This window comes from Niallia oryzisoli (assembly GCF_036670025.1).
Taxonomy (GTDB): domain Bacteria; phylum Bacillota; class Bacilli; order Bacillales; family Cytobacillaceae; genus Bacillus_BD; species Bacillus_BD oryzisoli.
This window is the reverse complement of record NZ_CP137640.1, coordinates 5,510,477-5,534,263: the sequence shown is the minus strand read 5'-3', so window position 1 is coordinate 5,534,263 and position 23,787 is coordinate 5,510,477. Positions and strand designations below refer to the sequence as shown.

At 36.2% G+C, this 23,787-nt stretch carries 24 protein-coding genes; 23 read left to right on the top strand and 1 reads right to left on the bottom strand.

Features of this window, described 5'->3' with window-relative positions; all coding sequences use genetic code 11:
- Positions 1-254: 254 nt before the first annotated feature.
- Positions 255-440 carry an aspartyl-phosphate phosphatase Spo0E family protein gene (locus R4Z09_RS27565; RefSeq protein WP_338449861.1) on the top strand — a complete coding sequence of 62 codons (186 nt, stop codon included), beginning with the start codon at positions 255-257 and terminating at the stop codon, positions 438-440.
- Positions 441-865: 425 nt separating this feature from the next.
- On the opposite strand, the gene R4Z09_RS27560 is transcribed toward R4Z09_RS27565, so the two are convergent.
- Positions 866-1,777: an oxidoreductase gene (locus tag R4Z09_RS27560; RefSeq protein ID WP_338449860.1), complete on the bottom strand. Its 912-nt coding sequence runs from the start codon at positions 1,775-1,777 to the stop codon at positions 866-868.
- A 707-nt stretch (positions 1,778-2,484) separates the two neighbouring features.
- Here R4Z09_RS27560 and R4Z09_RS27555 point away from each other — a divergent pair.
- The 22 genes from R4Z09_RS27555 (at position 2,485) to R4Z09_RS27450 (ending at position 23,764) form a co-directional block, all read left to right on the top strand.
- Positions 2,485-2,655, top strand: coding sequence for an acyltransferase (locus R4Z09_RS27555; RefSeq protein ID WP_338449859.1), 171 nt, complete (start codon positions 2,485-2,487; stop codon positions 2,653-2,655).
- Positions 2,656-3,082: 427 nt separating this feature from the next.
- The gene (locus R4Z09_RS27550; protein ID WP_338449858.1) at positions 3,083-5,026 is read left to right on the top strand and encodes an asparagine synthase-related protein; all 1,944 of its coding nucleotides are present in this window, start codon (positions 3,083-3,085) and stop codon (positions 5,024-5,026) included.
- 14 nt (positions 5,027-5,040) lie between these two features.
- On the top strand, positions 5,041-5,199 hold the full coding sequence (locus tag R4Z09_RS27545; RefSeq protein ID WP_338449857.1) for a paeninodin family lasso peptide: 159 nt from the start codon (positions 5,041-5,043) through the stop codon (positions 5,197-5,199).
- Between the two features lie 79 nt (positions 5,200-5,278).
- A complete protein-coding gene (locus R4Z09_RS27540) occupies positions 5,279-6,208 on the top strand; it encodes an aldolase (protein WP_338449856.1) in 930 nt (309 codons plus the stop codon).
- Positions 6,209-6,499 carry a lasso peptide biosynthesis PqqD family chaperone gene (locus R4Z09_RS27535; protein WP_338449855.1) on the top strand — a complete coding sequence of 97 codons (291 nt, stop codon included), beginning with the start codon at positions 6,209-6,211 and terminating at the stop codon, positions 6,497-6,499. It abuts the gene before it with no gap.
- Between the two features lie 27 nt (positions 6,500-6,526).
- A complete protein-coding gene (locus R4Z09_RS27530; RefSeq protein WP_338449854.1) occupies positions 6,527-7,000 on the top strand; it encodes a lasso peptide biosynthesis B2 protein in 474 nt (157 codons plus the stop codon).
- 1 nt (position 7,001) lies between these two features.
- The gene (locus tag R4Z09_RS27525) at positions 7,002-8,189 is read left to right on the top strand and encodes a nucleotidyltransferase family protein (protein ID WP_338449853.1); all 1,188 of its coding nucleotides are present in this window, start codon (positions 7,002-7,004) and stop codon (positions 8,187-8,189) included.
- A gap of 11 nt (positions 8,190-8,200) precedes the next feature.
- A complete protein-coding gene (locus R4Z09_RS27520) occupies positions 8,201-10,009 on the top strand; it encodes an ABC transporter ATP-binding protein (protein WP_338449852.1) in 1,809 nt (602 codons plus the stop codon).
- A gap of 223 nt (positions 10,010-10,232) precedes the next feature.
- A complete protein-coding gene (locus tag R4Z09_RS27515; protein WP_338449851.1) occupies positions 10,233-10,952 on the top strand; it encodes a YveK family protein in 720 nt (239 codons plus the stop codon).
- Positions 10,953-10,958: 6 nt separating this feature from the next.
- Positions 10,959-11,606: a CpsD/CapB family tyrosine-protein kinase gene (locus R4Z09_RS27510; protein ID WP_338449850.1), complete on the top strand. Its 648-nt coding sequence runs from the start codon at positions 10,959-10,961 to the stop codon at positions 11,604-11,606.
- Positions 11,607-11,861: 255 nt separating this feature from the next.
- Entirely contained in the window at positions 11,862-12,002 is a 141-nt protein-coding gene (locus tag R4Z09_RS27505) for a hypothetical protein (protein ID WP_338449849.1), read from the top strand.
- Positions 12,003-12,020: 18 nt separating this feature from the next.
- The gene (locus R4Z09_RS27500) at positions 12,021-13,847 is read left to right on the top strand and encodes a nucleoside-diphosphate sugar epimerase/dehydratase (RefSeq protein WP_338449848.1); all 1,827 of its coding nucleotides are present in this window, start codon (positions 12,021-12,023) and stop codon (positions 13,845-13,847) included.
- Between the two features lie 19 nt (positions 13,848-13,866).
- Positions 13,867-14,748, top strand: coding sequence for a UTP--glucose-1-phosphate uridylyltransferase GalU (gene galU / locus R4Z09_RS27495; protein WP_338449847.1), 882 nt, complete (start codon positions 13,867-13,869; stop codon positions 14,746-14,748).
- 19 nt (positions 14,749-14,767) lie between these two features.
- Positions 14,768-15,886, top strand: coding sequence for a glycosyltransferase family 4 protein (locus R4Z09_RS27490; protein ID WP_338453370.1), 1,119 nt, complete (start codon positions 14,768-14,770; stop codon positions 15,884-15,886).
- 17 nt (positions 15,887-15,903) lie between these two features.
- Positions 15,904-17,037: a glycosyltransferase family 1 protein gene (locus R4Z09_RS27485; protein ID WP_338449846.1), complete on the top strand. Its 1,134-nt coding sequence runs from the start codon at positions 15,904-15,906 to the stop codon at positions 17,035-17,037.
- 25 nt (positions 17,038-17,062) lie between these two features.
- Positions 17,063-18,196 carry a glycosyltransferase family 1 protein gene (locus tag R4Z09_RS27480; protein ID WP_338449845.1) on the top strand — a complete coding sequence of 378 codons (1,134 nt, stop codon included), beginning with the start codon at positions 17,063-17,065 and terminating at the stop codon, positions 18,194-18,196.
- Complete coding sequence (locus tag R4Z09_RS27475; RefSeq protein WP_338449844.1) at positions 18,159-19,061, top strand: glycosyltransferase family 2 protein; 903 nt, start codon at positions 18,159-18,161, stop codon at positions 19,059-19,061. Before R4Z09_RS27480 ends, R4Z09_RS27475 begins: the two co-directional genes overlap by 38 nt.
- Before the next feature lie 23 nt (positions 19,062-19,084).
- Positions 19,085-20,155: an EpsG family protein gene (locus R4Z09_RS27470; RefSeq protein ID WP_338449843.1), complete on the top strand. Its 1,071-nt coding sequence runs from the start codon at positions 19,085-19,087 to the stop codon at positions 20,153-20,155.
- Positions 20,156-20,237: 82 nt separating this feature from the next.
- Positions 20,238-21,365, top strand: a complete 1,128-nt coding sequence (locus tag R4Z09_RS27465) for a glycosyltransferase (RefSeq protein ID WP_338449842.1) — start codon at positions 20,238-20,240, stop codon at positions 21,363-21,365.
- A gap of 30 nt (positions 21,366-21,395) precedes the next feature.
- Positions 21,396-22,454, top strand: a complete 1,059-nt coding sequence (gene galE, locus R4Z09_RS27460; RefSeq protein ID WP_338449841.1) for a UDP-glucose 4-epimerase GalE — start codon at positions 21,396-21,398, stop codon at positions 22,452-22,454.
- Positions 22,455-22,493: 39 nt separating this feature from the next.
- The gene (locus R4Z09_RS27455) at positions 22,494-23,108 is read left to right on the top strand and encodes a sugar transferase (RefSeq protein WP_338449840.1); all 615 of its coding nucleotides are present in this window, start codon (positions 22,494-22,496) and stop codon (positions 23,106-23,108) included.
- Positions 23,105-23,764 carry an acetyltransferase gene (locus R4Z09_RS27450; protein WP_338449839.1) on the top strand — a complete coding sequence of 220 codons (660 nt, stop codon included), beginning with the start codon at positions 23,105-23,107 and terminating at the stop codon, positions 23,762-23,764. The genes R4Z09_RS27455 and R4Z09_RS27450 overlap by 4 nt, the downstream gene beginning before the upstream one ends.
- Positions 23,765-23,787 lie beyond the last annotated feature (23 nt).

Genomic DNA, 23,787 nt, shown 5'->3' with positions numbered 1-23,787 from the left:
CACTTTTGGTGACATTTTTGGTAGTTTTTGAATGGATTTACCAACATAATTACGATGCTTATGACGAAAATTGAAGAATTTTGTAGATATGTTACAGTAAATGTTGTGATTTTTATTTCTTTTGCATACAAGATTCGCCTTCATTCGAAGCTATTTTATGATAATTTAGTAGAAACGAAAGAATAGATTATTCAGATATACATATATATATATTAGAGAAGCTTTTACTATAATCTTAAAAGGGGCCAGTGTTCATGTTAGTTAAGTCCATTCATGATGAAAAAAATGACCTAATCAACGCGATTGATGCAATTCGGGAAAAAATGATCAAAGCTGGCATGCAAGAAGGACTTGCTAGCATGAAAACCATCGCATTAAGCCAAACCCTCGACGAGTATATCACCAAATATCAGGCTATCAAACAAAACGAAATAAACTAAAGAGCAAAAGAACTGTCTCGGAAGCAGAGGGGCGGTTCTTTTGCTATTTTGTTTGAAAAATCACTTTTTTGTAGCTATAAAAAATATTCTGTTGTATATCCATATTGTATCATACTGACGGGGTTTCAGAGGTGCAATTTGATGATACGGTCGGAACCGGTGCTAGTTTGCCAGAAGCGATTACAAATGCGGCTTATCACTTAATCGAAAACTATTATTCAATGAGTGAAGATAGATATTAATTGAGAGGCAGTTCTGTTGGGGTCATTTTCTTGATAAAGTTTAAAAAAACGCCAGTCTATGTGGGTACAGGGATCGTACTTGACATAGGCTGGCGGTTTTTTTATGAATGAAAATCAATCCACTTGTAAAATTGAAAACTAGCATTCATCCTTTTGGAAGCAAGAGAACCGTCCCTTTGCTTCCTATGAAAAATCAAATACAACCCCAGTTAACTTCTCCGAAACCTCCCACAAGTTCTTTATAACATCCTCATCATTTGCAACTGGATGAGGAGTGTCTAGAGCAGGGTATCCTTTGCGGCGGCTTTTGCCGTCTGGTCCTATGTATTCGCCGCCTTTTAATGATGGAGAGGTTGCTGCATAGATGGTTGGGAGTGCACCCATTGAAGCTGGCTGCAATAACCTACCGGCAAAGCTTTTCAAAAAGTTTGGCGCATCTTTTTTTCCAAACTTGAACAGATTGGTGGAAGAAATGCCGGGATGGCAGGCAAGGCTGATGGCCTCCAGGCGGTTCTCTTTCAATCGTTTATCCAATTCCTTAGCAAACATTAGATTCGCCAGCTTGCTTTGTCCGTAAAATTGAAACTTCTTATACCCCTTTGATCCATCTAGGTTGTCGAAAAGTATCTTTGCCCCTTTGTGGGCGAGACTGCTGATTGTAACCACGCGTGAACCAGGTGTATTTTTAAGCAAAGGAAGCAGCTGACCCGTTAAGGCAAAATGGCCGAGATGGTTACTGCCGAATTGCAATTCAAAGCCATCCTTTGTTTTGGAATGAGGCGGCATCATCACTCCTGCATTATTGATTAGCAGGTCGAGGGAATTCAACTCACTTTTGATCTTTTCAGCGAACGTCCGAATACTCGCGAGGTCTGCCAAGTCAATCCGCCTAATCTCCACATTTGCTTGAGGTTGCTCCTGTAAAATTATTTCTCTTGCGGCTGCACCCTTTGCTTCGTTTCTCACGGCCATAATCACCCGAGCACCCCTAAGGGCAAGATCCTTCGCTGCTTCAAGCCCAATTCCACTGTTGGCCCCTGTAATAATGGCTGTTTTTCCAGTTAAGCGGACTTGATCCGTTGCATTCATATTCATAAATAGCAGCTCCTTTTCGTTAGTATTCTCACTGTAACACTCTATCCTATCAAAATGTTATGTCTATTTTCGCAACAATCTCCATTTTATTAAATATAGAATTTTTCAATATGATAAAATATTCGTAACATATGTGAAGGAGGAATAGCAAGTGAAAGAGAGTATCTACGCCGGATTAGGAAAATTAGGTGCATTCGAACCATGCCCGCGCTGCAAGCACAGATCATTTGAGGGATAAGACGGCTTTGCTCACATCACACTGCATCCTGAACCACTTGAATTTGATGATATAAAAATAATAAACGGCCCCCCATATGACAGCGGCCATCACGATGTGCTCGCACTGCGGTTATATTGCGATGCATAAGTTGAGTAAGGTTGAGCCTGAGGTGTCGCTGGTTGAGCGGGAGTTAGTTGAAGTTTGATTTTAGATGAAGCTTTGTAGCGATAGTTGTGCTATAGGGTTATTTTAATTGGACGTCTTTTGGATTTTTTATAAAAAGAACCATCATAATTGAATTATAGTCGTTGTAAAAATAGATCATCCGCTGCAACTCAATTCCAAGAACAACTAGTTTTGATAAAAATATTGTAGATTCAGATAAATATGCTGTAGTTAATTTTTTAAATGGCACATACAAGTTTCGTCTTCCTTCGTAATTCATCTTTGATAGAGTAAAAGAAAACGGTTCGAAGAGGTGAAGGAAATGGATTTTGAGTATCTTTTGAACGCGTTGCTAGGGGCAAGAAAAATATTGCATGCGATGGAATGTGAGATTTGTGGATATGATGAAGTCTACTATACGGATCCAGTGACCGGTAAACAAATTGGCAGGGCATGTGAAGGCTGTCAGTTTGTGCAGAAGTTTGATTTCTAACTTTATAGAGGCTGCATCATCCAGGTTAATGTGACAAACTGTCTGTTATTTCAATAGAGTAGTAGTTAAGAAGCATGTACCTTTAAAAAACTCGTAAACATTTATTGTTAACGGGTTTTTTGCGGTTTTCCTAGGTCTTTTTTAATCATAAAAGCTGAAAAAGGAATCCGCAGCAAATGATAGATTTGACTTCTATGACTAAAAGATCGGTAAAAAAGTCTGAACTTTTTGTAAGATTATGTTGACAGTGGTAAAAAGCTCTGTTATTTTAGATATATGATTTATGTTCTTTATAGAGAACAAAATGTTTGATATTTAATATATGTCTTATTTTGAAGTTTTGAATATAAAAAGTCAACTAGATTTAAGAATAATTACATAAAAAACATCGATTAGAGTCATAGCATGTCAAAATATGGAGGAACCAATGAGCGCGATTGCAGGAATAATTAACTTCAACAAAGAGTCTATATCAATAGAAGAAACTAGTAGCATGATGCAAACGTTAGAAAAATTTCCTGCAGACGATATTCGGGTCTGGAGGAACGGTCATGCTTTCTTCGGATGTCATGCTCAATGGATCACACCTGAATCCATCGGTGAACCTCTGCCATTCTATGACTCTGAAAGACAGTGCACAATCACAGCCGATGCCATCATCGATAATCGTGAGGAACTATTTGAAATGCTTCAAGTCAGCAGGGATAAAAGGAAGACGATGCCAGATAGTCAGTTGATTCTGCTTGCTTACTATAAATGGGGGGAAGAGGCTCCGAAGTATTTGGTTGGGGATTTTGCTTTTATGATTTGGGATGAGAGGGAGCAGAAGTTGGTAGGCGGACGGGATCCATCAGGGTACCGAACTCTTTATTATTATAGAGATCATCAACGGTTTGCTTTTTGTACAACAATCGAGCCTTTGTTAACCTTGCCATATATTGAAAAGAAATTAAATGAAGAGTGGCTTGCTGAATTTCTAGCTATTACAGGAATGATCGATACAGTAGATGCCCAGATGACTCCATATCTTAACATCCATCAAGTACAGCCATTTCATTCAGTAACAATAACAAAAAATAATTTAAATACTAGCAGATATGGTCATTTTTATACTGAAAAGAAATTAAAACTAAAGAATGACGAAGAGTATGTAGAGGCGTTCCAGGAGGTTTTTCAGAAGTCAGTTAACTCCAAGTTACGAACATTCCGAAATGTGGGTTCGCACTTAAGCGGCGGTTTAGATTCTGGTGCAGTTGTTGGCTTTGCTGCTAAAGAATTGAAAAAGGAAAACAAACAATTACATACGTATAGTTATATACCTCCGAAGGATTTTGTTGATTTTACTTCCAAACGGTTAATGCCTGATGAAAGGCCCTTTATTAAAAAGACGGTAGAATACGTTGGGGGAATAGCCGATCATTATTGTGATTTTGAAGGGGTCAGTTCATATACAGAAATAGATGAAATGCTTGATGTAAATGAAATGCCTTATAAGTTTATCGAAAACTCTTTTTGGCTAAAAGGAACATTTGAGGAAGCATCTGTTGAAAATATAGGGGTTTTGCTTAATGGGGATTTTGGTAATGCATCAATTTCGTGGGGAAATGCTCTTTACTATTATGCCAATCTTTTAAAAAAACTAAAATGGTTCCGACTATTGCATGAATTAAATCAGTATAGCAGAAAGGCTGGCGGTGCAAGATTACGGAATCTCCCTATACTCACGAGGATTGCATTTCCATTTATCGATAGATTGGTTTCTGGTGAACAAATTGAAACATTTCCAAAAATGATTAATGAAGATTTTGCTCAAAGAACAGGGGTATTTGAAAAACTCAAGCACAATGGAATAGATCAATCTGGATGGGTGTCTGCAACAGATTTAAACGAGCAAAGAAGATGGACATATGAGAATGTTTTTCCTACTAACGCAAGTAACACGCTTTATTCAAAGTTATCACTAAAGTATAAGATTTGGAAGCGTGATCCTACTAATGACTTAAGAGTGGTTCGTTTTTGTTTCACTGTCCCTGATGAACAATATGTTATGAATGGGATTGATCGTGCGCTCATCCGTAGATCTACCGAGAACATACTGCCTGATGAAATTAGATTGAATCAAAAAGTTCGAGGGATTCAGGCAGCTGACTGGATTCATCGTATGGTTCCGCATTGGGACAAATTTATAGATGAGGTTAACCAACTTAGTGAAGATAATAGGATATTAGAATACATTAATGGCTATGAAATTACTTCTGCCTTAGCCAGAAGTAAAGAAGGTCCTATTCGAGAGAATATTACAAATGAAGATTATAAAATATTAATAAGAAGCATCATTCTATATCGTTATCTTATTAATAAATTTCTTTGAAAGGAGGTGAGACGATGAAAAAAGCATGGCAAAAACCAACATTAGAAGTTTTGGATATTAACAAGACAATGTGGAATCTAAAAGGAACAAGTCATGATGGAGCATGGACTGAACACTTGTCTAATCTTCATGACAATGGTGATGGCACAATGTCAGAAGCACAGATGAGCTAATTTTATTTACCAAATGATCAAATAGCCCTTTACCAAAAATAGGGCTATTTGAATCAAAGGTAAATGTGGAGTGAAATAAATGATAAAAGTTGATAATACAAATATTTATAAAGCATTTGGCTTTTCTATAATGAGTGAAATTCCTCTACCACAATTACCTCAGTTAGGTTTAGAAGTAGATTCTAATATAGACATTGTCATAACAAAAAAAGATTTAACAAAGAAGTGGATTGAGTTAGTAGAAAAAGACAATGTTTTTGTCATTCAAGAAAATTTAATGATGTATAAATTCTGGGATATTGCTATTTTTGCAGTTCAAGATGGGAAAAGAATATCTGTTTCACCTTTAAAAGAATACGATGAAGATACTGCAGGAATTATCATCTTAGGGACATGCATGGGAGCAGTATTAATGCAGAGAAAAGTATTGCCATTACACGGTAGTGCCATTGCTATTAATGGGAAAGCCTATGCGATTGTTGGGGATTCAGGTGCAGGCAAATCGACCCTTGCTTTAGCTTTTATAGAAAGAGGATTTCGTCTTTTAACGGATGATGTAATCGCTGTTTCTTTAAAAGATGACATTCCCTATGTAACACCTTCCTATCCTCAGCAAAAATTATGGCGGGATAGTCTAAACAGTTTTGGAATAAAAACAGACGACTATAAATCTTTATTAGGAAGAGAAAACAAATTTTGTGTACCCGTTTCCTCTAATTTCATCACGGATCCTTTACCCTTAGCAGGCGTTGTTGAACTTGTAAAAACAGACTCAGAGGATATTTCCATTCGCACAATTGAAAACCTTAAACGGTTTTATACATTTTACTATCATACTTATCGTAATTTCTTTATTCAAAGATCAGGATTAATGGATTGGCACTTTCAAACTTCAGCTAAAATTTTAAAGCAAATAGATATGTATCAATTGCAGCGTCCGAATTCAGGCTTCAGCGCATCACAGCTAGTTTCTAAAATACTAACTACCATAAATAAAGGAGAAGAATAGATGATTAAAAGTAAATCTCTTTCCCTTCAACAATCTGTTAGACAAGTTAAGGGGAATATTGTGAGTAATATGGGTGAGGAAAAAGTAATGTTAAGTGTAGAGAGCGGAAAATATTATAATTTTGGTGATGTGGGAGGGAATATTTGGGATCTTATGGCCGAGTCAATTACCATTAATCAATTGGTAATTTCATTAATAAATATATATGATGTTGAAAAAGCCGAATGTGAGCAGCAAGTATTTTCCTTTTTAGAGCAACTGTTGGAGGAGAAATTAATTGAACTTGTGTAAGAACATAAAAAAGTAGGGAAAAATCATATGAAAGTGCTTAAGAAGATGAATACTTTTTTTGCTTTGGATAAAAAGACAAAAAGTATGTTAATAGAGGCTTTTTTTTATTTGGCATGGGCCCGTATTCTAAAAGCTGTTCCATTTTCTAAAGTAGCTCCTACATTAGGGGTTTTTATGAATGAAACACCCATAAATGTTAACGAATCTAATAGAGTCGTAGTAAGAAAGATTTCAGAAGCTATCCATATCATGAGCCGCTACACCTTTTGGGAAAGCCAATGCCTTGTAAAAGCAATAGCTGCTATGAAAATGCTGGAGAGACGTCAAATAGAAAGTACTCTCTATTTAGGAACTGCCAAAGATGAACAAGGGAAGTTGATCGCACATGCCTGGCTTCGGAGCGGTCCTTTTTATATTACTGGCGCAGAGGTAATGGAGAGGTTTACTGTCGTTAGTAAATTTGCTAAAAGAATCGGCAAAAATAATGTTGAAGGTGAATAGGATGGCTAACGGCTATAGTCTTAACTTAGATAAAGTACCGAGAGAACTGAAATTGCAGCTAGAAATTATGAATTGTAAAACCGTTGATGATCTAAAAGGGATGGAAAAAGAATGGTTTGCAGATATTGATTGGGATAAATTTCTGGAATTAGCGATGCATCATCGTGTATATTCGGTTGTTTATCAAAAAATAAAGCAAATGGATCCAATCTTAATACCAGAAGATGTTAGAAATAAGCTGCAACAAAAATATAAAATAAATACGTTTCAAATGCTTGCTTTAAGCGGAGAAATGGAGCAGGTAAGCCGATTATTTCTCGAGAATGGGATTCGGACCATTTTTTTAAAGGGACCGGTTATTGCATACGATTTATATGGGGATATTTCTCTTCGTACTTCAAGTGATTTAGATTTTCTTATCCCGCTTCATGACTTAGATCTGGCGGAAGACCTTCTCATAAAACTTGGTTATGTGAAGGATGATTATTTTTCAAAGGTATTAAACGATTGGAAGTGGAGGCATCATCATATTACTTTTTTTCATCCTCAAAGGAAAGTAAAGCTTGAAGTTCATTGGAGACTTAATCCGGGTCCTTCACAGGAGCCTGCCTTTCATGATCTTTGGGAACGAAAAAGAGTCAGTTCTTTAACGAGTTCACCTGTTTATTTTTTAGGAAAAGAGGATTTGTTTTTATATCTAGTTACACATGGTGCCAGACATGGATGGTCACGTCTGCGTTGGTTAGTAGATATTCATCAGATTGTGCAACAAGAACTTGATTGGTCAAAACTCTATCAACTATTAATGAAGTATCAGTATCCTCATGTTGGCGGTCAGGCACTTATTTTAGCATCACAGCTGCTAAAGACCCCTATAGTTGCAGAAACGAATCAATTATTATCAGTAAATCAGTCTGAGCGTTTAGCCCAAGCGGCAATATTTTATTTGGAAGAAATGGTGAATTTACATACAGATCCTGTTCCCGAGAATGTGGCTATGTATCATAAACGTCATTTGTTTTCCTTAATGTCTAAGCGCCAAAGGTTTTTCTTTATTATGAGTTTTTTATATCCCTATCCTGAAGATACGGAAGTATTGCCATTACCAAAAAACCTGCAATTTTTATATTTTCCATTAAGACCCTTCCTTTGGGCCTGGCGAAAAAGTATAAAGCGTGCGTTGTCATAGGAGGAAGTGGAATGAGAAGTATTTTGTATTTTATAAAGAGAATTCATACTTTTGCAGGAAAAACTTTATACTTTAACCTCTTTGGAATGGTATTAATTAGTCTATTTGAGGGTGTTGGAATTTTTCTTTTGGTTCCTTTGCTAAGCTTTTCGGGTATGATGGATGTTCGCTTAGAAGACGATTCACCGTTATCAGCGATTAATCATCTATTCAATGGAATCCCTGAAAATCTCAGTTTGTCATTCATTTTGGGTCTCTATGTAATACTCATGATTTGTCATGCTCTTTTTCAACGTTATCAAATCATATTAAACGGTAAGATTCAACAAAGTTTTATTCGGCATTTACGAGATGAAACATATAAGAATTTGATTCAAGCAAACTGGGGATTTTTTTTAAAAAAGAGGAAAACCGATATCATTAATTCTATGACAACAGAATTATCACGTGTCGCTGGTGGAACGTATATGTTTCTTCAGTTTATGACATCTCTTGTCTTTACTTTCATACAAATTGGTTTAGCATTTTGGCTTTCAGCAAAAATGACTATAGCTGTTCTCCTATTTGGACTGGCACTTATATTCTTTTCTAAAACATTTATTCGCAAATCAAGTGAAATTGGAAATCAAAATGTGGAATTATCAAAGGCTTATTTAGCAGGTATAACAGATCATTTTAATGGGATTAAGGATATTAAAAGTAATTCGTTAGAGCTCATTCATTTGGATTGGATCCAGTCCCTAAGCATGAAAATGGAGCAAAACGTAATTGAATTGATTAGATTGAATTCATTCTCAAAATTAATAAATAAAATAGTTTCTGCTTTTTTAATTGCAGGATTTGTATTCTTCTCCATAAAAATGTTTCAAGCGCAGACAGCCCAATTAATGTTAGTTATTATCATATTTTCTAGGATATGGCCAAAAGTCAGTGGAATTCAGTCGAACTTAGAACAATTGGGATCATTAATCCCTTCCTTTCATGCTCTACTAAACTTGCAAAATGAATGTTTGGAAGCAAAGGAGTTAAGTGAGGAAAGTTTTAAAAATTTTGAATCTATTCAAATCAAATATGGGTTACAATGTAAAAATGTGTCTTTTCGCTACAATCAACACAATTCCTTTTATGCACTAAAGGATATCAATGTACAAATTCCGTCTAATCACATGACTGCATTTGTAGGTCCTTCCGGTGCAGGAAAAAGTACTTTAATCGATTTACTAATGGGGTTAAATCAACCTGAAGACGGAGAAGTACTAGTAGACGGAAAACGACTAACAAATGAAAATATATTCTCGTTAAGAAGATCGATTAGTTATGTCCCACAGGACCCTTTTTTGTTTAATGCAACAGTGCGAGATAATTTACTGATGATCGAACCAAATGCTAGCGATGAGGAGGTATGGGGAGCACTCGAATTTGCATCTGCTGCGGAATTCGTAAAAAAACTCCCTAATGGTCTCGATACACTTATCGGCGACCGAGGGATCAGACTATCTGGTGGAGAAAGACAGCGTATCGTACTTGCCCGTGCCATTTTACGTAAGCCGTCGATTCTTGTCTTGGATGAAGCAACAAGCGCACTTGATACGGAAAACGAAAGAAAAATTCAGGAGGCGATTGAGCAGCTTAAGGGGAAAATGACGATTATTGTCATTGCCCATCGTTTATCGACAATACGAAATGCAGACCAGGTCATTGTATTGGATAAAGGCAGAGTGGTTCAAAATGGCTCTTTTCATCAATTAGCATTGGACAGCAATGGGTTGTTTAGCCTGCTATTAGGCAAGCAGTCAGAAGCTTTATTAGTAAACAGTTAATATTGCAATGTTCAAAAATAGATTGACATGTTCTGTATAAAGAACTATTATATTACTATATATGACAAAATATTAGGTATTTTGTACATGAGAAACATAGTAAAAAAGTTGCGATTAGATAGTTGCATTTTTTTTACATTATACGTTCTTTTCAAAGAACAAAAGATTAATAGTAAAAAAACTATTAAAATTCAATAATTCAATACCAACAAAAGGTGATTCAATGAACAGGCAAATCAATACTAACCAAATAATGGAAAAGTCAAAGGCGAAGGAAATTAATTTAAAGGAATTATTTGAGGTAATCAAAAGACGATATTGGATAGTCGTTGTATTAACTGTTCTTTTCACCATCATTGGATTCGTTTATAGTACTGCTTCAACTACACTTTTGTATCAATCCTCAGCAAGAATCATCATTAATGCTGATTCAGAGGAACAAAAGACGCTATTAGTCATCATGAAGGATCCGACGATTATGGAAAAAGTGGTCAAAGAGCTTAAACTGCAAACAACACCTGAGGCGTTAGCTGGGCAGATTACCGCACAGAGTATTAACGAATCAAAGGTGGTAAGTATCGGCGTGACATATGCCGACCCAGAGATGGCTGCTAAAATTGCCAATACGACAGCAAAAGTCTTTCAAGCAGAAATCCCTAACATCGTAGACTTTAATGATGTTCAACTTCTTTCGGAAGCGAAGAGTGTTCCATATCCAATCAACGACAATCGAAGTAAAATGATCATGATTGGTTTAGTATTCGGTGTAGTGGCTGGAGTTGGACTTGTATTTTTCCTTGAATCATTAGATGAATCAGTAAAGTCCAAGGATGATGTCGATGAATTCTTGGGAGTTCCGGTATTGGGTACAATATCAAAAATGAATAAAAAGAACTTGAAAAAGAAGAACCGCAGCAAAAAAGAAGCAGAGCTCAAGGGGTGAGAGTAATTGGTTAAGCTGTTAAAAAGGACTAGGAAACGGAATTTAATTACCTACACTTTTCCTGAATCTAAAATTAGTGAGGAATTCAGAACGATTAGGACCAATGTTCATTTTGTAACAGAGGGGAAAAAACATACCGTGATCCTGATAACATCACCTAAATCGGGTGAAGGGAAGTCAACGACCGCTGCTAATCTGGCTGTATCGATGGCACAGCAGGACGAAAAAGTTCTTTTAATCGATGCTAATTTACGAAGACCAGCCGTACACTTAATCTTTAAACTTCCTAATTCAGGAGGATTAACAGAAGTTCTAACAGGGAATACCCAATTTGAAGAAGCTGTTACAAATACGGAAATAGGGAAATTGGATATATTATCAAGTGGAACTTTTACGAATAACCCGGCAGAATTACTTGCTTCACAAGCAATGAAAGAACTGCTGCAAAAAGCCGCTCAAGTATACGACATTGTGATAATCGATTCTGCTCCAGTTTTGGACCTAACAGATACAAAGCTATTTGCCAGTCAATGTGACGGCGTGCTGTTAGTTCTGTCCCAAGGCAATACCCAAATTGAGGACGCAGCAGAGGCGAAAAAAGCATTGGAATTTGCTAAAGGAGACGTATCAGGAGTTATTTTAAATGAGATGTAACAAATTTTTTTGTTTATTTTGTTCGTTATAAAGAATAATTTCGAACTAACGGTGATGTCTCCTTGCCGTTATCAATGGAGGCACTCGGTCATGCTGTGGGTTGAAAGAAACCTTAGACGTTCGTCGTCAAGAGTATGATGTGAGGAGGGGTTAGATGCCCTAAATATTATGATTAAAGTGCTTAAGGATGTGTTCTTTCAAAAAGTACATATCCTTAAGCACTTTACTTTAACACCATTGAAGGGAGTTTTAATCATGAAAAATTTAGATCATTATCCAAAGTCTATTAAAAAAGCCGTTAGATATATCAAACAGGATGCGACGAAAGAGCAGCTGGAAGAGATCAGAAGATTAATTGATTATGCGATTCAGAGGCGAAATCTAAAATTGGAGTGAGTAAAAAGGAGAGAGAACATGAGTTATCGAAAAAGGCTGTCATTATTTATATTTATCGATTCATGTATTGTATTTACGGTTATCTTTTTCAGCCGTTTTTTAGTAAATGCTACTTTTGATGTTATCACGATGCCGGTTATCGCAAGTTCTTTAGCAATTATTATTAGTCATCATTTTTTCTCATTCCGATACCATTTATATAACAAAGCATGGGAATATGCCAGTATTGGTGAATTAGTGATCATATTCAAGGTTGTCACTCTATCTATTCTCGCGGCAGCCATTGTACAGCAGTTAATCGCAGGGGAGGTTTTCTTCCGACTGCTAGCGGTCACGTGGTCATTACATATGTTATTAATTGGAGGATCGCGTTTTTGCTGGCGAGTCACAAGGGACACATTTATTAGCAAATCAGAAAATAAAAAACGAACGCTAATAATTGGTGCAGGTGCAGCGGGAACGATGATTGCAAGGCAGTTATTACAAAATAAAGAAGTAGATATTATCCCTGTAGGCTTTATTGATGATGATTCGAGAAAACAAAACCTTGATATATTAGGGATTCCAGTGGTAGGCCAGGTTCCTAGTATTAAGGAAAAGGTTGAGGAATTGAATATTGAGAATATCATTATTGCGATCCCATCTTTAAAAAAGAAGGAACTCAATCAAATTTTTCAAGAATGTGCTAAAACAACGGCCAAGACTCAAATCTTGCCGATGCTTGAGGATATTGTAACAGGAAAAATTTCTGTAAGCCAGTTTCGTGATGTCCAAGTAGAGGATTTACTTGGACGGGAACAAGTAAAGCTTGATAGTGAAGGGATTTCCGATTATGTCACCGATAAAGTGGTTCTGGTTACAGGTGCGGGAGGCTCAATCGGCTCGGAAATTTGTCGGCAAATTACACAATTCCACCCAAGTAAATTAATTCTTCTTGGTCATGGAGAAAACAGCATCTATACCATAGAAATGGAATTAAAAGAGAAATACCGGGACACAAATATTGAATTTATTACCGAGATTGCCGACCTGCAGGATTACGACAAAATGACCTTGGTTATGGATACGTATCATCCTGATGTAGTGTATCACGCCGCTGCCCATAAGCATGTTCCATTAATGGAACGTAGTCCTGAGGAAGCGGTAAAAAACAATATCATCGGCACAATGAATGTTGCCCGGTCCGCCAGCTGGAGCGGGGTTGGCACGTTTGTGATGATTTCAACAGACAAAGCTGTTAATCCGACCAGTGTAATGGGGGCAACGAAAAGACTCGCTGAAATGATTATTCAGCATATGGATAGGACAAGCTCTACCAAATTTGTTGCAGTCCGCTTCGGAAACGTACTCGGAAGCAGGGGCAGCGTGATCCCGCTTTTTAAAAAGCAAATTCAAAATGGTGGGCCGGTAACGGTAACACATCCGGATATGGTGCGATATTTTATGACCATTCCGGAGGCTTCAAGGCTTGTGATTCAAGCTGGAGCACTTGCGCGAGGCGGAGAGATTTTTGTCCTTGATATGGGCGAGCCTGTAAAAATAGTCGATCTAGCTAAAAATCTAATCAAGCTGTCAGGAAATTCAATAGAGGAAATCGGCATTGAATTCTCCGGTATCCGACCGGGAGAAAAGCTGTTTGAGGAACTATTGAATAAAGATGAAGTGAATGACAAGCAGGTCTTTCCGAAGATTTACATTGGCAAAACGTCTGAATTGTATATAGAAGAAATTAATGAAATTATTTCTACCTATGCAGTGTTAGATCGAAAAGCTTTAAGAAATAAATTACTTAACCTTGCAAATCAGCAGGCTTCAAAACCATCAGAGAAAGTACTGTCGCTATAAAGATAAAGGAAGTGTTTAAATGAAGAAAGTAAGAAAAGCCATTATTCCAGCAGCCGGACTCGGTACACGATTTTTGCCGGCGACAAAGGCTATGCCAAAGGAAATGCTGCCAATCGTTGATAAACCAACGATTCAATATATTGTAGAAGAAGCAATTGAATCTGGAATCGAAGACATCATTATAGTTACCGGAAAAGGGAAACGTTCGATCGAAGATCACTTTGACCATTCATTTGAATTAGAGCAAAATCTCTTTGAAAAAGGGAAATTTCAATTACTTGATGAAGTGCAAAAATCCTCAAAGATGGTGGATATTCATTATATTCGCCAGAAGGAACCGAAAGGGCTAGGACATGCCATTTGGTGTGCACGAAAGTTTATTGGAAATGAGCCGTTTGCGGTTCTATTGGGAGACGATATTGTTCAAGCTGATAAGCCGTGCTTGAAGCAAATGATTGAACAATATGAACGATACAATGCGTCCGTTCTTGGTGTTCAAACGGTTAATGAAGAAGAAGTTTCCCGTTATGGAATTGTGGACGGGTATAAAATTGGCGATCGTTTTCACAGTGTTAGGAATCTGGTTGAAAAGCCAAAGAAAGAGGATGCGCCATCCAATTTGGCCATTATGGGGCGTTATATTCTAAACCCGCGTATATTTGATATATTAGGTTCTCAAAAGCCAGGAGCAGGCGGTGAAATTCAATTAACCGATGCCATTGCCGCTTTAAATGAACATGAAGCTGTATATGCATATGATTTTGAAGGAACCCGTTATGACGTTGGTGAGAAATTTGGCTTTATCCAGACGACACTTGAATTTGCTCTGCAGAGAGAAGATTTGCGAGAAAATCTATTAAACTATCTTTCTACTATCGTGGAAAAGGAATTCATCAAATAGGGTGAATGGAATGAGCCAAATGCAGAAAAGAGTATTGTTATGTGCGACTGTTGACTATCATTTCAGCAGTTTTCATTTGCCATATATGAAATGGTTTAAAGACCAGGGATGGGAGGTCCATGTTGCTGCATTTGGTGACATGGACCTCCCTTTTACGGATAAAAAGTTCAATATTCCGATTGAACGGTCGCCGTTTAAAGGTAAGAATCTACTAGCCTATCAACAGCTGAAAAAAATAATTGATGAGCATCAATATCAAATCATACACTGTCATACACCGATGGGAGGAGTCCTAGCCCGCCTAGCATCAAGGGCAGCAAGAAAGTCTGGTACGAAGGTAATCTATACAGCCCACGGATTTCATTTTTGTAAAGGAGCACCTGCAGCCAATTGGCTTCTCTATTATCCAATTGAAAAGACTCTTGCTCGTTTTACGGACTGTCTGATCACGATTAATTCGGAAGATTATCAACTGGCCAAAGAACGACTTCCCGCAGTGAAAATTGAACATGTTCATGGTGTCGGGGTTGATACCGAGCGGTTCAAACCGATAGGAGAAGAGCAAAGAAACCAGCTGCGTCTGCAATATGGGTACAGTGAGAATGAGTTTTTGCTTTTTTATGCAGCGGAATTTAATCAAAATAAGAATCAGCAGTTACTGCTGGAATCTCTTGCGAGGATTAAGGATAACGTTCCAAATGCCAAATTATTACTAGCTGGTAAAGGCCCCTTACTAGAGGAATGTCAAAAACAAGCGGAACGACTGGAGATTGAAAAAATGGTCGATTTCCTTGGTTTTAGAAATGATATTGAGAATCTATTGAAAATGTCTGATCTTGCCGTTGCTTCGAGTCTTCGTGAAGGGCTTCCGGTGAATGTGATGGAGGCAATGGCCTGCGGGTTGCCTGTTATTGCTACGGATAACAGGGGGCATCGGGAGTTGATAGTTAATCATAAAAACGGTTGGATTATTCCTCCGCATGATGCTGAAGGGTTTGCGAAGAAAATGAAATTAATTGCTAAAGATATAGAATTGAAAAAGATGTTAGGTTCGAATGGTCGAAAAATGATCCAATCGACATACAGTACAAATAAGATATTAGAGGAAAAGAGCCATATTTATGAGGCGTATATATAAGATAGGGAGGATGTGAAGTGGATAATCCGTTAAGAGTATTGCATGTTGTTGTCAATATGAATAGAGGCGGTGCTGAAACACTTCTTATGAATTTATACCGCAATATTGACCGCTCTAAAGTGCAGTTTGACTTTTTAACATGTAAGCCGGGTGTGTTTGATGAGGAAATCAGGGAATTAGGAGGAAAGATATATAGGATTCCTTATATTTCTGATATTGGGCACTTTCGTTATAGAAAAGAATTAAACAAATTTTTTGAAGAAAACAAGGATTATTATATTGTTCATTCACATATGGACAAAATGAGTGGATTTGTACTCCATGCTGCTAAAAAAGCAGGGATACAAATTAGGATTGCCCATAGTCATAATACGAGTAGTGAAGGTGGAACGGTAGCTAGAGCATATAAATCCTATGCTGGAAAATATATTGCAGCTTCTGCAACACATTTATTAGCCTGTTCAACTTCTGCTGCAAAATGGTTGTTTTCATACCAAGCAAGTAAGGCAATGATTTTAAAAAATGGAATTGAATGTGATAAATTGTCCTACTCACAAACAACTAGAAAGCAGAAAAGAAAAGAGCTAAATCTTCCTGAGGAGAGTTTTATTGTTGGCCATGTAGGAAGATTTAATCATCAGAAAAACCATTCCTTTCTAATTGATATCTATTCTGAGATTGCAAAAAAGAATCCTTATTCTGATCTTTTATTAGTAGGGGAAGGTCCTCTGCAGGATGAAATTCAAAGAAAAGTCAGTGAGTTAGGGTTGGTTGATAAAGTCTTTTTTTTAGGTGTCAGAAGTGATGTCCACCAGCTCCTTCAAGCATGTGATGTTATGTTGTTTCCTTCCCTACATGAAGGATTACCAGTAACCTTAGTAGAAGCACAAGCAGCTGGTTTACCTTGTATCATCTCTGATGTTATTACGACGGAAGTTGATATTGGGGCTGGATTAATACAGTATGAAAATCTAAAAAGTTCACCAGAGGCATGGGCAAAGAAGGTTTTGGACAACACTCATGAAAGAAAGAATACAGTTGAGTATATCCAAAAAAGCGGATTTGATATTCGAAAATCATCTATAGAACTTCAAGATTATTATTTAAGTTTTCTCATTAGCAATCTAAAAGAAACAATAATGAGGGTTTAGGGATTCAAAATGAAGGAGCAATAAAATGCAAAAAATATCATGTTGTATAAGACTTGGTGAAGTTCCACTTCATCTCTACCATGTAACTGCTGGGTTTCTCATGCTAAAGAGACAAGGGATTATCGATTTAAAAATTGAACGATTATCTAAACACGATAAAAATAAGCTGCCATACAACATGATGGAAGTGATTATAAATGATGAAGTACGAGTTTTATATGACTTAAATGATGGATACGATAATCTATTAACAAGTGGGCAGAATTACGTTAATTTTATGGATACACTTTTAATAGATTATGATATTTGTTTCAAAAGGAGTTTTAGTAAGGAGTATAATGCAAAGCTGAAATACAGTAATAAGATATATCCACTTGGATTGAATTACATGGTCACGATAAGAGGGAACATTTCCCATGTGCCGACCGGTAACGATCCGAATAAAGAAAAGTTAAAAAAGCTTTACCGTATGCTGCCGTTTAGTGAATACTATAACGGTCTTTATAATGTAGAATCATTTGAAAATGCACCTATTAAGGACAGGGATCCTAAAATTCTTTTTATGGCTAGACTGTGGGACACAAAAGGAGATGCAGGATTAAATATACCACCATCAAAAAGCGAAGAACGTGTTTATATTAATGAAGTTCGTGCAAAATGTATTAGATTATGCAGAAAAGAATTTGGAAAGCAATTCTTTGGCGGTGTTTCACCATCAAATTTTTCAAATGAACATTATACAGACATTGTTATAGAAGACAAAACGGTAACGAAAAGAAATAATTATTTAAAGAAAGTAAAGGAATCGTCCATTTGTATAGCTACTATGGGTTTACATGAGTCAATTGGTTGGAAGTTTGCAGAGTACGTTTCCGCTAGTAGAGCAATTGTAACGGAAGAACTGCATTATGAGGTACCCGGGGATTTCCAAAATGGTATAAATTACCTCACATTCAAAACACCTGAAGAATGTGTCAATCAAATATATAAATTAGTAATGGACGATGACTATAGATATCAAATGATGGTAAATAATTTCAACTATTACCATCAATATGTTAGACCTGACAGACTAGTTCTGAATAGCTTGATCACTATTATGAAAAATGGGGGAGATCACGATGAAGCCAACTCTAACAGTCTTTACGCCTACGTTTAATCGTGCATATACCCTTCATAAATGTTATGAGAGTCTTACTAGACAGACATCTAATGATTTTGAATGGCTAATTATTGATGACGGCTCTACGGATAATACAAAAGAAATAGTAGATGGTTGGATAGCAGAAAATAAAGTAAAGATTCGCTATTATTATCAGGAAAATCAAGGAATGCACGGAGCGCACAATACAGCGTATGAAAAAATTGATACGGAATTGAATGTTTGTATCGATTCAGACGATTATGTGCCCGATGATGCTGTTGAGAAGATCGTATCATTTTGGAAAGCGTTTGGCAGTAATAGATATGCTGGATTAGTCGGATTAGATGCAACACCGGATGGAAAAATTATAGGAACCCGGCTACCCAATCACTTATCAGCTTCCACTTTATCAGATTTACATGGAAAACATAAAGTTAAAGGTGATAAGAAATTAGTTTATCGAACAGAGTTGACCAAGAAAGTTCCACCCTATCCCTTATTTCATGGGGAAAAATATTGTCCGCTAAGCTATAAATATATTTTGATTGACCAGGAATGTCGATTGCTCTTAATGAATGAAGTTTTATGTCATGTAGAATATCTGGCGGATGGGTCAAGTTTAAATATTATTAAACAATATCGAAAAAATCCAAAAGGCTTCTCTTTTTTTCGAAAAACAGCAATGAGATATGCTCCGACTTATAAAGATAGATTAAGAGAATCCATTCACTATGTCTCTAGTAATATGATGATTAATAATTATAAATTTATATTTGAGTCGCCACGTAAATGGACGACTCTTCTAGCTACACCCATTGGAATAGCATTGTATTTTTATATAAAGAATACTGACAAATCAACTGTATTAAAAATTGATTAGTTAAATGAAAGGATTACTAAACAATGGAAATCCTTTGGATTAATTTTTTTGTCGTCTTTATTTCATCCTTTTTCGCAAGGTACTATTCAAAACCAGCAGTACATGAAATTACTTATGTGAAACCAAATAAATTCTTGATTTTTATTGCTATGCTTTCATTAGTATTAGTTTCTGGGCTTAGGAATAATATTGGTGATACTTTTTTTTATATGCATAGTTATTCCATAATGAAAGATACGAGCTTATTAGACATAAAATTTGAGGATGAATTTGGCTTTAATATATTGCAAATTATTTTGCATAATATTTCAAAAGATCCGCAATTACTTGTTTTTACAACGGCGTGTATCACAAACGTACTAATTGTTATTGCCTTATATAAATATTCACGAATGATTGAAATAAGTTTGTATGTTTATATTGCATCAGGCTTATTTACTGTATCTATGAATGGAATCCGACAGAGTTTGGCCGCGGCAATGATTTTTTTAGCAACCAAATATTTATTAGACGGAAACTTTAAAAAGTTTTTATTAGTTGTTTTATTAGCTTCAACCATTCATCAATCAGCATTAATATTCATTCCTGTTTACTTTATTGTTCGAAGAAAGGCATGGACAAGGGATACATATATTATTCTGGGTGCTGGAGTATTAATTGTAATTGGGTTTAATGAATTTTCCCAACTATTATTTTCGGCTATTGAGGATACTAAATATGGAGTTTATAGCAGTGTTAATGAAGGAGGATCCAGTTTATTAAGGGTTGCTGTGAATGCATTTCCGTTGGTGATAGCTTTTTTTGGGAGGGAAAAGTTACGAGAGCTATGGTCGAAAAGTGATTATGTTGTAAATTTAGTGACTTTAGGAGTAGTTTTTATTATTATTGCGACAAAAAATTGGATTTTTGCAAGGTTTAATATATATTTTGGGCTTTATAGTGTGATTCTTGTTTCCTGGCTAGTGGTTTTAATGGCCAAACAGGATAGGAGATTCGTATATTATGGTATATTAATATGTTATTTTATCTTTTTTATTTATGAACAAGTGATATCACTAGCAATCGTTTATAGAAGTGATTATTTGAAATGGTAAAAGATGAGGAGTTTTGTATATTTCTACATTGCCATTTCATAAGAATTAATATACTTTGATATTGATTATTGGGAGAGTATGTATGGGACATAGGATCAAGGTCATGCAAATTTCATCTGGATTATCTACGGAGGGTATAGGAACCTTTGTTTTAAATACGTATGAGAATATGAATAAAGAAAACTTTGATGTAAGTTTTGCTTTAGCAACAGATTGGAAGCAGCATCATGAGCAAAGAATAATAGATTATGGTGGAAAAATTTATCGGACAGCTGAAATTGGTAAAGGTCTACCTGGAATAATTAAGCATTTCATTAATTTGATAAAAATACTAAAAAAAGAGGGTCCATTTGATGTAGTTCATAGTCATATGGATTTTTTTAATGGAATAAATGTTTTGGCTGCCTTCATTGCAGGTGTACCTGTTAGAATTTCACATGCGCACGTATCAGTAACTGACCAGAATACACCTTTATTTAAGAAATTATATAATATAACTATGAAGTTATTGATAAGTACATTTTCTAGCTTAAAGATAGGATGCTCAGTAGAGGCAAATCAATATATGAACGACCTAAAATGGATGGAAAATAAAAGTAAAGTAATATTTAATGGAATAGATTTAAATAGATTTTCGGGTGATAAAAAACATACTAAGTTAAAAGATAATTTAAAGCTCGATGCAGACAGAATAAATTTTATTACGATAGGACGTATTGATCCTCCAAAAAACCCATTATTTATTGTAAAAATAATTAAAGAATTAAAGAAAATTAAAAGTAATATACATCTTTATTGGATTGGTACAGGAAGTTTAGAAAAGGAAGTTAAACAGTTAGTCATCCAATACGAATTAGAGGGATATATCTCTTTCTTAGGAACAAGGGATGATGTAGCAGAAATTCTATCGCTAATGGATTTTATGTTATTTCCCTCCAAATGGGAGGGATTAGGGATAGTTTTAATAGAGGCCCAGGCGTCAGGAATTCCTTGTTTTATATCAAATACAATTCCAAAAGAGGCAGACTTAGGATTATGTACAGTTTTGTCCCTTGACGAGGATGCTGAAAGTTGGGCAAAAAAAATTAATCAATATATCAATAGTAAAACTTATAATAATAGAATTATAAGTGAACATTTGAAAAAATATAACATTAAAAATACTACAAAGGAAATAGAGTCAATATACTTAAAAAACTTCATTTTATGAAATAAATATAGATATAAAAGGAGCATTTGAATGAAAATCCTTGTAACAGGCGGAGCAGGCTACATAGGTTCCCACACCTGCGTCGAATTATTAAACAAAGGCCATGAAGTTGTCGTAGTCGATAATTTTTCAAACAGCAATCAAGAATCATTAAAACGTGTAAAACAAATTACAGGAAAAAGCTTTAAAATTTATCCGATTGATTTAATGGACGAGGAAAAACTGGAAAGGGTATTTAAAGAAAACAACATAGAAGCAGTTATTCACTTTGCCGGACTTAAGGCAGTTGGAGAATCTGTTAATCTTCCACTTTGGTATTATCGTAACAATATTACTAGTACGGTCATTCTCTGCGAAGTCATGAAGAAATATGATGTAAAACAGTTAGTTTTCAGCTCGTCCGCCACTGTTTATGGTGAACCAGAACGCTTTCCAATTACAGAAGATTCGGACCTATTTGCGATGAATCCGTATGGTCGGACTAAATTGATGATTGAAGAAATTCTCCAAGATTTATATGAATCTGATCCAAGCTGGAATATTGCCCTGTTACGCTATTTCAATCCAATTGGAGCACACTCAAGCGGACTAATAGGTGAAGACCCGTGTGGCATACCGAATAACTTAATGCCATATATTTCACAAGTAGCCGTTGGAAAACTAAAGGAACTAAGTGTCTTTGGAAATCATTATCCAACAGATGACGGAACAGGAGTTCGAGATTATATTCATGTTGTAGATCTTGCCAAAGGGCATCTTAAAGCACTTGAAAAGATTTCAGAGAAACCTGGAATTGAAGCCTACAATTTAGGAACAGGAAAAGGATATAGTGTGTTGGAAATAGTCTCTGCCTTTGAAAGAGCATCTGGTAGAGCGATTCCTTATCGTATCGTTGAACCAAGGTCGGGTGATATCCCGATTTGTTATGCAGACCCAACAAAAGCAAAACAAGAGCTTGGGTGGGTGGCGGAAAAAGGAATAAATGAAATGTGTGAAGATGCATGGAGATGGCAATCAAATAATCCGGATGGATATCAAGATAACGAAATGAAAGAAACTCGCTTAAGTAAAGGCGAGGTTTTTTTATGAGAAAAAGAGAGTCAAAGTGTTTAATGGGAGCTGCCTTGCATGAAAAGATGTTTTGACCTCATTTCTTCCATTATATTATTTACTTTAGCCATTCCGATCCTTTTTATAGTCGCAATATTGGTAAAAGTTAAATTGGGATCACCGGTTATTTTTAAACAACAACGGCCTGGTTTAAATGAAAAGCTATTCTATCTTTATAAATTTCGGACAATGACTGATCAAAGAGATTCCCAAGGAAGAATGCTGCCTGATGATATTAGGCTAACTCCTTTTGGTAAGTTATTGAGAAAGTTCAGTTTGGATGAGCTGCCGCAGCTAATGAATGTGATAAAAGGAGATCTTAGTTTGGTAGGACCAAGGCCTTTATTAATGGAATACCTCCCTTTATATACAAAGGAACAAGCAAAGCGGCATCAAGTTCGGCCAGGAATGACAGGATGGGCACAAGTAAACGGAAGAAATGCTATTACATGGGAAGAAAAATTTAAATTGGATGTTTGGTATGTGGAAAATCGCACATTCTTTCTTGATATCAAGATCTTATTATTAACCTTCTTAAAGGTGATTAAATCTGAGGGCATAAATCAGGCTAATCATGTCACAACGGAAACTTTTAAGGGAAGTAAGGTCGATAAAAAAGAGGGTCATATATGAAATTAGCTATTATTGGTCAAGGCGGTCACAGTAAGGTTATTCATGATATCGTTAAAGCGATAAAAGGAATTGAAATTGTTGGTTATTTTGATGATAAATATGATCAAAGTTATATGCATCAAGGGATTCAATACGGTCGAGTGCTTTCAGCAAAGAACATGCTGGATCATATTGATGATATCAAATTCGTGGTTGCGATAGGAAATAATAAAGTAAGAAAGATGATCGTGGAAAGTCTAAATCTATTAGATCCTCGTTATGCCGTCTTAATCCATCCATCAGCCATTATCAGTCCAAGTGCAACGATCGGTTACGGCTCTGTCGTCATGGCGAATGCAGTAGTGAATGCCGATGCAGTAATTCAAAAACATACCATTATCAATACAGGGTCCGTTATTGAACACGATACAAAAGTGGGAGATTTTGCTCATATCTCACCTAAAGCTACCTTAACAGGCAATGTCACGGTAGAAGAAGGAGTCCATATTGGAGCAGGTGCTACCATCGTCCCACAGATATCGGTTGGAAAATGGTCCACGATTGGGGCAGGTGCCACAGTTACTAAAAATATTCCAAATGATTGTACGGCTATAGGAACCCCGGCAAGGATTAAAGTAGGTAAGAAATTAATAGGAGGTGGACAGGTTGTCAAATAAAAGAATCTTTTTGTCTTCCCCAC

Bases quoted from the DNA above. Each gene is read 5' to 3' on its own strand.
- R4Z09_RS27565 (WP_338449861.1), top strand. From the start codon at position 255: ATGTTAGTTAAGTCCATTCATGATGAAAAAAATGACCTAATCAACGCG.
- R4Z09_RS27560 (WP_338449860.1), bottom strand. From the start codon at position 1,777: ATGAATATGAATGCAACGGATCAAGTCCGCTTAACTGGAAAAACAGCC.
- R4Z09_RS27555 (WP_338449859.1), top strand. From the start codon at position 2,485: ATGGATTTTGAGTATCTTTTGAACGCGTTGCTAGGGGCAAGAAAAATA.
- R4Z09_RS27550 (WP_338449858.1), top strand. From the start codon at position 3,083: ATGAGCGCGATTGCAGGAATAATTAACTTCAACAAAGAGTCTATATCA.
- R4Z09_RS27545 (WP_338449857.1), top strand. From the start codon at position 5,041: ATGAAAAAAGCATGGCAAAAACCAACATTAGAAGTTTTGGATATTAAC.
- R4Z09_RS27540 (WP_338449856.1), top strand. From the start codon at position 5,279: ATGATAAAAGTTGATAATACAAATATTTATAAAGCATTTGGCTTTTCT.
- R4Z09_RS27535 (WP_338449855.1), top strand. From the start codon at position 6,209: ATGATTAAAAGTAAATCTCTTTCCCTTCAACAATCTGTTAGACAAGTT.
- R4Z09_RS27530 (WP_338449854.1), top strand. From the start codon at position 6,527: ATGAAAGTGCTTAAGAAGATGAATACTTTTTTTGCTTTGGATAAAAAG.
- R4Z09_RS27525 (WP_338449853.1), top strand. From the start codon at position 7,002: ATGGCTAACGGCTATAGTCTTAACTTAGATAAAGTACCGAGAGAACTG.
- R4Z09_RS27520 (WP_338449852.1), top strand. From the start codon at position 8,201: ATGAGAAGTATTTTGTATTTTATAAAGAGAATTCATACTTTTGCAGGA.
- R4Z09_RS27515 (WP_338449851.1), top strand. From the start codon at position 10,233: ATGAACAGGCAAATCAATACTAACCAAATAATGGAAAAGTCAAAGGCG.
- R4Z09_RS27505 (WP_338449849.1), top strand. From the start codon at position 11,862: ATGAAAAATTTAGATCATTATCCAAAGTCTATTAAAAAAGCCGTTAGA.
- R4Z09_RS27500 (WP_338449848.1), top strand. From the start codon at position 12,021: ATGAGTTATCGAAAAAGGCTGTCATTATTTATATTTATCGATTCATGT.
- galU (WP_338449847.1), top strand. From the start codon at position 13,867: ATGAAGAAAGTAAGAAAAGCCATTATTCCAGCAGCCGGACTCGGTACA.
- R4Z09_RS27490 (WP_338453370.1), top strand. From the start codon at position 14,768: ATGCAGAAAAGAGTATTGTTATGTGCGACTGTTGACTATCATTTCAGC.
- R4Z09_RS27480 (WP_338449845.1), top strand. From the start codon at position 17,063: ATGCAAAAAATATCATGTTGTATAAGACTTGGTGAAGTTCCACTTCAT.
- R4Z09_RS27475 (WP_338449844.1), top strand. From the start codon at position 18,159: ATGAAGCCAACTCTAACAGTCTTTACGCCTACGTTTAATCGTGCATAT.
- R4Z09_RS27470 (WP_338449843.1), top strand. From the start codon at position 19,085: ATGGAAATCCTTTGGATTAATTTTTTTGTCGTCTTTATTTCATCCTTT.
- R4Z09_RS27465 (WP_338449842.1), top strand. From the start codon at position 20,238: ATGGGACATAGGATCAAGGTCATGCAAATTTCATCTGGATTATCTACG.
- galE (WP_338449841.1), top strand. From the start codon at position 21,396: ATGAAAATCCTTGTAACAGGCGGAGCAGGCTACATAGGTTCCCACACC.
- R4Z09_RS27455 (WP_338449840.1), top strand. From the start codon at position 22,494: ATGAAAAGATGTTTTGACCTCATTTCTTCCATTATATTATTTACTTTA.
- R4Z09_RS27450 (WP_338449839.1), top strand. From the start codon at position 23,105: ATGAAATTAGCTATTATTGGTCAAGGCGGTCACAGTAAGGTTATTCAT.